The sequence below is a fragment of the Pseudoalteromonas sp. Of7M-16 genome, assembly GCF_022347805.1.
GTDB lineage: Bacteria > Pseudomonadota > Gammaproteobacteria > Enterobacterales > Alteromonadaceae > Pseudoalteromonas > Pseudoalteromonas luteoviolacea_F.
On record NZ_JAKRFY010000052.1, the window covers coordinates 1 to 10,145 of the forward strand.

Below are 10,145 nucleotides of genomic sequence, written 5' to 3' on the forward strand. Positions count from 1 at the left end.
ACGGTCAGTTTGTTATAGGTGCTTTGGGTTTCCTCCTGTTTATTGTTAACTTATTGCTCATGGTTTCTAAGAGGAAAAACTAAATGTGGTGTATAAGAGTGCTGACTTTTTACTTTAGAGGAGTGTTGTATTGTAATTAGTCATAAAACCTTTTTAGAGCTCTCGCAATTGTTGACGGCGCGTTGAAATATATTTTTTACAAAATAGCCATTGAAACGAGAATGAAAGGTTGGTTCACTACCCGTTGGGATAGCACTGTATGTAAATTCTCAAGATATTTTAACCACTTTCCAGAAACCTTTAGGATTAACAAGTTACGTTAATAGGCCTCACGGCACTGAGCCAATTTAAACTGACTCAGTGTAGTTACATTGGTCGAATCTTACAAATCGCGACCAGAAGTAGCGCTCTAAGCTTTTTCCAATGCTTGAGAAACATCTTCAATAATATCATCGATATGCTCAATGCCAACCGAGATACGAACTAGATCTTCGCTGACGCCAGCCGAGGCAAGCTCTGCTTGATTTAGTTGTCTATGTGTTGTGGATGCAGGGTGACACGCCAATGACTTTACATCACCGATATTAACCAAACGAAGAACCATATTTAATGCATCAATAAACTTTGAACATGCTTCAATACCACCTTTTATACCAAAGCTGAGTATGCCTGAAGCTTTGCCACTAGTTATCTTATGGCAATTCTCGTTATCAGGACTATCATTGAGCGCTGCATAGTTTACCCACTCTACTTTTGGGTGGTGCTTTAAAAACTCGGCGAGTTTTTCTGCATTTTCGCAGTGGCGATCCATTCTTAAGCCCAGTGTTTCAAGCCCTTGAAGAATTTGAAAGGCATTCATCGGCGACAGTGCAGCCCCCGTGTTTCTTAATGGAGCAACGCGACATCGCCCGATATACGCCGCTGGTCCAAAAGCTTCAGTGTAAACAACGCCATGGTAAGATGGGTCGGGCTCATTTAAAACTGCAAAGCGCTCTTTGTTGGCTACCCAGTCAAACTTACCTGAGTCAACAATAATACCGCCAATTGAGGTGCCATGACCTCCGATGTATTTCGTTAATGAGTGTACGACGATATCTGCACCCAGTTCAAAAGGGCGACATAGATAAGGCGTTGCGACAGTATTGTCTACTATCACAGGAACACCGTGTTTATGCGCTATTTTAGCTAAACGATTAATATCCACAATGTTGCCTGCAGGATTGCCGATAGACTCGCAAAAAATAGCTTTAGTGTTTCTATCAATCGCGGATTCAAACCCATCAAAATCATCATATGAAACCAATTTTACCTCTACACCTTGTCTAGGTAGAGTATGTGCAAATAAGTTGTAGGTACCCCCGTATAATTGGCTAGTGCTAACAATATTGTCCCCCACTTGTGTGAGGCATTGAATTGCATAGGTAATTGCAGCCATACCGGACGACACGGCCAAAGCGCCTATGCCGCCCTCCATTGCAGCAAGGCGCTTTTCCAATACATCATTAGTTGGATTCATAATACGGGTGTAAATGTTGCCCGGTACCGCAAGGTTAAAAAGGTCAGCACCATGCTCTGTATTGTCAAAGGTGTATGAAGTGGTTTGGTAAATGGGAACAGCGGCAGACTTAGTGGTTTGCTCTGATGTATAACCTTCATGTAACGCAATAGACTCTAATTTCACAAAATTCTCCCTAAATAGTGCATAAAATATAAGCCCTTTTGTCGTGCCACCAGTGCTGAACTCCTCATCGTTTAGGGCACAACAAGCTTATCGATAAATTTTAAACAAAGAGAATGTAGCATATTTTTTATTCTATTAAACAATTGATAGAGTCGGCACTAGTACGATAGAAATAATGGAATACTCTAAATCGGTTGATTAATTATGATTAGAGTGATGTATGAAGCGTGATCTGATGTGCTCCTGCATCTCGAAAAGGGTATAGTTACAATGATATGAAGACACTTGCAGTTGTGGAAGAGCAACTGACATCACTGCCTGGAATTAGTTGACCATAACTCCCAATATACGCCCTGAGCTTTGGACAAAGCTGAGCACTAAATTTACGAAAGTGTTTAAAGGCTCAGAAGGTAAAACCGCTGCTCTAACTTAACTCAGAGTAGAAATTACTTTCTTCGCCAGTAATACTTATTTGAATACTCGACTCAACTTTCACCAATTAAAAGTTATCAGGTCATCTCCAAAAAATCCGACCATAAATAAAAATTTGAGCAATGTGTCTCGCCACATATAGTGACTATGAACGAATGATTTTTGTATCCATGCTATTGGTGTGCTCATTAAATATACAGGCAACGTAGCCGAGCGGGTTATTATTGCGAGGCACATTTGAAAGGCCTGAGATGCAATAAGGGAAATTCCGTTTGAATTGTTACTTTTCTATTGATTTATGTTTGCTGCTCACTTTTATTAAATGGTGTATTTGCACCTTATAAGTTTGCAAACCTGCATTAGCAAACTTTGAAATGGGCAAAGACGATTTAGCAGATATTCAGAATTGAAATAAATTTAACAATAAATATTTCATTACATCATAGAGTGTTGTAATTATTGACTTTTCTAATCTTGTTTATTGATGTGCTTTTATGTATATTGCGCGGATTTAAATTAACAAAGTTGGTGGTTATTTCCTCAATAACTACATTTTATCGCGGTGATTTTTGCAAATTTACGATCATGTCTATGTCAATATTGGTTAGAACAGGCTTTATTATTGCGAATATTTAAAAGGAGTCTTACGCATTGATTAGCGTACTACACAAACCTAAGTTACTCTATGCAATCGCTATTTTGTGCTTTATGCAAATGACAGCTTTTGCCTCAATAGCACATGCTAAATCTGGCAACTTATTTATGCCTATCGGTTTATGGGGTCAACCAGTCATGGTCCCAAGGCCTATTAGTGCCAGTGAATACAGCGCAAAAATCATTGCCGATAATCAAGGGCGACTGCTTACTTGGTCTGCAGCTCTGAGGGCTGAAAAGTATGCGATTCAAGTATTAAATGAAAACGGTCAATGGGAAAATCTACTATACACCACTGAGAATTCGGTCAGGCTTGATGACAGGTTTAACGACTTTGCACAAGTTCGAGTGGCTTTGTGCTATCGCAGTAGCTGTTCACGCATCGCCTCTGGCAGTGTAGTTCAAAACATATTTGATACTAAATATGCTGAACTGACTGCATTAGTACCTGACAACGCATCATTTATAAGCCCTAGCGCACCTCGTGTAGATAACGTTGGCACGATCAAAGGCGGTGCAGGTGTAAGTGGTGGCGGAGCAACATATTCTATACCTATTGAATTAACTGCTGGACGTGCTGGCATGCAACCGAAAGTATCATTGAGTTATTCTTCGCGCTCAGGTGGTGGATTAGCGGGTAAAGGATGGTCATTGTCGGCAGGCTCTGCAATTACGCGCTGCGCTGCTACCTATGCACAAGAAGGCTATAGCCAAAACCCACAATATAGTAACAGTGACAGGTTGTGCTTAAATGGCCAAAAGCTTGTGGCCGTCAGCGGTCAATATGGCCAAAGTGGCACTCAGTATAGAACTGAAATGGACAGCTTTGCACTTGTGACGCAAAGTGGCGCTTTGAACTCAAATTCTAGCTACTTTATTGTAAAATATAAAAATGGCCATGTGAGTGCTTTTGGTGGTTCCAGCAATAGTCGTGATATCCGTAGTCAAAGTAAAGGGCCATACGCTTGGCTAATTGACTACACACATGATGCAACCAAGAAAAACTTTATTCATTACAATTATGTAAGTTACGGTAATAATGAAAAACTGTTGGATAAAATTAATTACACCGGTAACAGTAGCGCTCATGAAGGGCTCCATAATATCCATTTTGAATATGAACAAGCCACTGATCCAACCACCAAATATCACCATGGTGTGTCCTATGAAAACACACAACGACTTAAGCGTATTACAACAAAACATAACACGCTTCAAACTCGAGAATATACACTAGCCTACAATACTAGTCAGGCCTCAGGTTTAGACCTACTTGCTTCTGTTGAGTTGTGTTACGGCGCAACAGGTAGCTATTGTTTACCTAAAACCACATTTGATTGGGCAGACCAAGCAACTAAGGTAAGAGGTACGTTTGTTAATATTAACGCTGGGAAGAGCATCGCGGCGGTATTACCAAATGGCGATCGAAACGGCGACGGTGCAAGAGATTGGCCTGGTTTTTATATTGACGCTGAAGGTAATACTTCAAGTAATACCCACCCTTTGACGGATTGTGAATTTTCAGGTACCAGCGGCGAAAAGGTAAACTGCAACTCCCAAACTGCAGATTACAACTTAGATGGACTGACAGACGATTTTGACTTTGACGCAGGCTCATCTGGCTCTAAGAAAAAGCTGGTCCTTTATCGCAGTAATGCTAACGGCACTGCGACTAAGATCAATACTTATATTGAAATACCGCAGTTGTCTTCATTTTTACATGTAGGTGATATGAATGGCGATAGTTTACCTGACCTTGTAATCTACGAAAAAACAAACTCATATAGTGCTGACTCGATAAACTTCTATTACCACACTGGTAACTTTTCTTCGCCGTATTCATCGTCATATAAACAAAAACTGTTTTCTGTGAATAAACGTGCGAATACAGCAACACCTTCCGAATCTTACTCACTGGGTGGGGACTTCGATGGCAACGGCATTTCGGACTTCTATCGTGTATCCCACAGCTCCAACGATAGAGGGCAGGGAAAATTAGCATCAATTCAGCTCATGTCAGCTGATGGCAAACTTTTGACTTCATATTCTAAAGCCATAAATTGGGATGATGAAAGTGACTACACATACAGGCACGAAAATGCATGGGGTCGCTACTATCGTTTCGCAGACTTAAATGGTGACGGGCTCAAAGACTGGTTTGGTTGGTACAAGCCAAGAACCAACAGCAGCAAACTGTTTGTTAGATATAGCACAGGGAATGGGTCTTTTACTGCCCCGGTTTATACGGGCTCGAGCGTGTTTAGTCGTACCTTTATTTTTGAAGAGCGTTTTGGCTTTGGTGGTGATAGAGAAAGCATAAGAAGCGCTAAAATACCTAAATACGGCGATGCTATTAAAGTAGCGGATATCGATGCCGATGGTAAAGAAGAACTGTTGATACCGAGCGGCATCAAAGTGAGAGGTTGTTACAACGTCCCTCACTACCGTTATCGTGGGGAAAGAATTACTGAGCTATGCGGCGAAGAAATTTACACAGGGACTGTTCCAAGCGGTGAAGGGCAAGTAAAGTCTGTTACTGGTAGTTATGATCGCAGTATCTATTCATTCTCAAAACTAGAATTAAAAAATGGCAGCTTCGTTAAATCAAGTACAGACTTTATCGGGTCTGTTTATCAGTCTGCAATGGTTGATGCGCAAGGTGATGGCCTACCTGATCTTGTGTTCAATTATGGTTGTGAGAGCGGCTCAGGTGGATCTTTTTGTCGCTTCTTAGATTCAACACCAACTGGTTATGCGCAAGGCAAAGTCAACGTTAGTCGCAACTATGGTACGGGCTCTGGCACCAATGGTAGTCGCTATCGTCCATTAGACTTGTTGAACTCAGTAACAAACGGGGAAGGCCTAAAAAGTGAATGGCAGTATCGTCCACTTTCGTCGTCTGTTAGCACAGGTATTACCGGGCTCTCAAAGCTATATCAGAGCGACAGGAGTATTACTGAAGGCTACCAAAACTTTACTTCTAGTATGTATGTTGTCAATGAGTTTAAACAAGACAATGGTATAGGTGGAGATTTCGTTCGCAGGTATGCTTATCGCGGTGCTTTGTTTAATAACCAAGGTAGAGGATTTTCTGGTTTTAGGGCAATAATTGAAGCGGACATTACCAAGGGGCTTATCACACAGTCTGAGTTCCGTCAGCACTTCCCATATACAGGCAAGCTAAAGAGAAAAGCAACATTTGCACTATCTGAATACCCTAAAAATGGTCGTCCTCTAGACCCAATTGAAGACCGAGCAATTAGCCAGTCAGAAACGTCCTGGATGGACAATGCAAACCATAGCATCTCAAATGTTTATAGTATTTATGCCAATTCAAGTTATGAAGTAACGCGTGATTTAGACACTAAGAACATACTTGTTGAAAAGCGCACTAAGGTGCATTCTATCGACAGAAATGGAAATATAATTAAGTCAGAGCAGAGCCTTGAAGATAGTAGTGGCTTGGTCAAAACAACCACTGTGAACAGGTATGAGGCCAATACCTCGGATTGGTGGTTAAATATACTAAGGAGCAGCGTTGTTACTAAAGAGTCTGTTTCAAGGCGAAGCGCAAACGATCCATACAGACTGTATGGAGGGAGCGAAAAGCCTTTAGATAGCAGCACCACAATCACTACGAGTTACAGTAACTTTAGTAGCGCTCGAAAAGCACAAAGAGTCATTGTGAGTGGATCGTCAGGCGCTGGTCACCGGACCGAATATCAGTTCAATAGCTATGGTCTGCCGACTAAAATCACTAAGACGGCTCGGATTTACAATGATGCAAGATGGACTGACCAAAGCCGCGTTCAGTCAATATCTTATACGCTCAATGGCACCTCAGCTCATGAGACCGGCTACTATGTTTTTGATGTAATCAATACGAAAGGGCACTTGGTTCGTACTATCACTGACCCTAAAACAGGTCAAAAAAAATTAGTTCATAAAAAAGTAAACTCAGCTGATTACCTAACTACGGACTATACATACGATAATTACTTGCGCCCATATAGCCAAAAAGTAGAGGGTTCTCCCACGGTTTACACTGCTGTGCAAAGGGCGGGAAGCTATGCGCCTAGAGATGCCGTTAAGCAAATCAGAACAGTTGCCGCTGGTACGCCTGAACAAGTGGCATTCATTGACAAGCTGGGCCGGACCATTCGTACTATGGCTATGGGGCAAGATGGTGCTTGGATTTTTACAGACGCTACTTTTAACACAAAAGGGTATCCGCTATTTGAGTCTCAGCCGTATAAATGGGGGCAGGTCAAGTACGGTGTGCACTATGGAAACTATGACGTGTTGGGTCGTATTGACCGTAAAGTGACTGACCAACAATGTAGTCCATTTTCAAGTGGTACTATGACTGCTGAATACGCTTATACTGGTTTTAAGACCAATATTAACGTGTCTGAGTCGTGTTACAACATTCACTTAGGTGAAATGAGCCGTAGCCATAACGGTTTAAATCAATTGATTGAAACAGTTGACGCACTCGGTGGTCGTACTCGCTACGCCTATAATGGTCAAGGCCTGCCAATTGTGATACAAGATGCCAATGGGTACAATATTTTAGCCAAATATGACGCCTTTGGTAATAAACTCCGTGTTGTAGATCCAAATCAAGGTAGCACAAACTTTGTAAGTAACGGTTTTGGGGAAGTACAGCGAGAAACACGCAGTAATTCTAAATCTGTGCATTACAACGTTGATACGTTAGGTCGCGTTATTAGAAGAAGTGCTACCGGTGAGAAGACCTATACCTACACCTTTGATACAAATTCATACGGTCAGTTGTCTAGTACCGCGGGCAATGGGGTTACGCACTCTTATAGCTATGATGGACTAGGCCGCGCTATTTCACATACGGTGAGCGGTGATAATCGTAGTTTTACAACGAAGACATTCTATGATGCAAATTATGGTCGTATTAAAGGGGTACGTTATCCAAATAACCTGACTTTGGAATATATTTATGACAACAAAGGGTATCAGTCAGAAATTAGAAACAAGGCCAGTGGTTATCGTTTCCAACAGGTAACAGCACGAGATGTTTTTGGTGCGATTCAATCTCAAACTTTGGGTAACGGTTTAAAAACCAATACCTACTATAGCCGTCAAACCGGCCAAATGGTCGAGCACTATACCCATAAAAATAACACTAACCTGTTAACCATTCAGTACACCGCATATGATGGGTTTGGTAACCTAAAAGGCATGTCAGTAGCGTCGGGTAAACTCGGTGCGCGAAATGAATATGATGAGACCTATCAATACGATCATTTGCATCGTCTAAAATCAAATCAAATTCAAGGCTATACAACCATTAGCTATGATTACGATGCTGTGGGTAATATCACGAAAAAGTCTGACTATGCTACCGCCTACAATTATTCAACCCATATATCAGGCTACAGTGGTGGTGGCGCAAATGCGGTCAAGAAAGTATACAAAAACGGACGTTGGGTAGGCTTTAGTTATGATGGTCGCGGTAATATGATAAAAGGTGATGGCCTTAGCGCAGCGTCCTACAACGCCATGGATAAACCGACACGTATTACTAAAAATGGGATCACAGCAGACTTTGTTTATGGTGCAGACCATATGCGCTTCAAGCAAGTTCAAGCGGGTAAAACCACCTATTATGCGGGCAAACATTATGAAATTGACGTTGAAGGTGGTAACACCACAACGCGCGCCTACATTGGTGATGTTGCGGTTATTTCAACTAAATCAGGCGCAAGCCCGTATATTCGCTATCTGCATAAAGACCGCCTAGGCAGTGCAAGGCTTATCACCAATTCCAATGGTTATGTGGTTACTGAACGTAACTTTGACCCATTTGGTAAACCGCGTGCAGCATCGGGTGCTTTAAAGTTCACTGCAAAGTTAGATGATATTGATACAGCAAAAACTAGCCGTGGATTTACTGATCACGAGCATTTAGATGAATTAGAACTCATTCATATGAATGGCCGGGTGTACGACTATAATCTAGGTAGGTTTATGAGTGTTGACCCCGTGATTCAGTCGCCAGGAAACTCGCAATCCGTTAACCCGTATTCATATATAATGAATAATCCGCTGGCGGGGATAGACCCAACGGGGTATTGTGGTACATCAATTAAAGGTAAGCATCAACCATTTTGTGCAACATTCGGCGAGATTGAACTATCTGCTGGAAAACAAGCAACCATGATGGGAGAGCAAGTGGTTGCAAATGCTATGCGCGAGACTTACTCAGATTTGAATAGTGGTGCGCAACAGCAGAATGAGAGTATTAACAGTGCGAAGTCGATAACAGGTATACTGTCGCAAAGTGAGGTTGCAAAGAAAAGCGATGTTGGGGATAATGGTACCAATCAAAGTGGATGGACAGACCAAGACGGTAATCCAACAAGTGGCCCTCCTAACTTTAATGGGACTGAAACGGCATCAACTATACCTTTTTTCCCCGGATTGCCACCACTACCTATACCAAAAACCCCTGAGCAACTAGCTGCTGAAAAGAAACTTGCAGCAAAGCTAGGAGCCGCAGTAAAAGAAGTTGTAGCAGAGGTTAGAAGGCCTAGCTCAAAATCTCTAGAAAAAGCATTAACTGATGCTGGCAACCCTAAACCCGGGGAAGGTTGGGAAGCTCATCACATTGTTTTCTGGGGGCACAGTCATGTCGATGCAAAGGCTGCCAGAGATGCATTGAGTGAAGTAGGGATAGGCATCAATAGTGCTGACAACTTAGTGTGGCTACCAGCCAACACCAGAGTAAAGACTAGTTATGGTACTATTTCGGTTGCCCATAGAGGGGAAGGGCTGCACTCTTATAAGGCTATCAGCGCCGTCAATTCTAGAGTTCAAATGGGTGTAGACAAAGGTCACACTCGGGCAATATTAAATGGCATTAGAGGTGAGTTATCTAATGGCTATAAATTCTGGGAACAATAAAACACATGAAACTTTATCGTATATTATTTGATGAAGCGTATAAATTCTTAACTGTTAAGAATGATACCGATATACGCTTTGTGAGAAAAAAACTTTAACGATAAACTTTCATCATGTGGTCAATGGGTTCCTATGCTCTTTCGTGGGAAGAAGGTGTATTATTTTAATACAACAAGCACTGAAGACATCTTAGACTTGGAAAAATCTGAAGTGTCAATGTTTGATGGTTACATTACCGACATCAGAAGTATTGTATTCAAGGCAATAACACACTGCCCTCCCGCACTGTTTAAAATTGAGAACCACATAACCCACCCTCCTATTGCGACACAAGAATTCGTGGATGCCGTAGCTGAAAGCGGATTAACTGGTTTGATATTTGAAGAATTAACGTAGCCATAGATAAATATTCAAAAATGATCAAAATATCAACTTT

General features: G+C 41.7%; 3 protein-coding genes. 2 read left to right on the forward strand and 1 reads right to left on the reverse strand.

Annotated elements, in window-relative coordinates:
* Positions 1–409: 409 nt before the first annotated feature.
* Complete coding sequence (locus tag MHN81_RS27850) at positions 410–1,681, reverse strand: aminotransferase class I/II-fold pyridoxal phosphate-dependent enzyme (protein ID WP_239427363.1); 1,272 nt, start codon at positions 1,679–1,681, stop codon at positions 410–412.
* Between the two features lie 1,083 nt (positions 1,682–2,764).
* Here MHN81_RS27850 and MHN81_RS27855 point away from each other — a divergent pair.
* Positions 2,765–9,709 (forward strand): RHS repeat-associated core domain-containing protein, encoded by a 6,945-nt coding sequence (locus MHN81_RS27855; RefSeq protein ID WP_239427364.1) that lies wholly within the window; start codon positions 2,765–2,767, stop codon positions 9,707–9,709.
* Positions 9,710–9,862: 153 nt separating this feature from the next.
* Complete coding sequence (locus tag MHN81_RS27860) at positions 9,863–10,105, forward strand: hypothetical protein (RefSeq protein ID WP_239427365.1); 243 nt, start codon at positions 9,863–9,865, stop codon at positions 10,103–10,105.
* Positions 10,106–10,145: the final 40 nt, after the last annotated feature.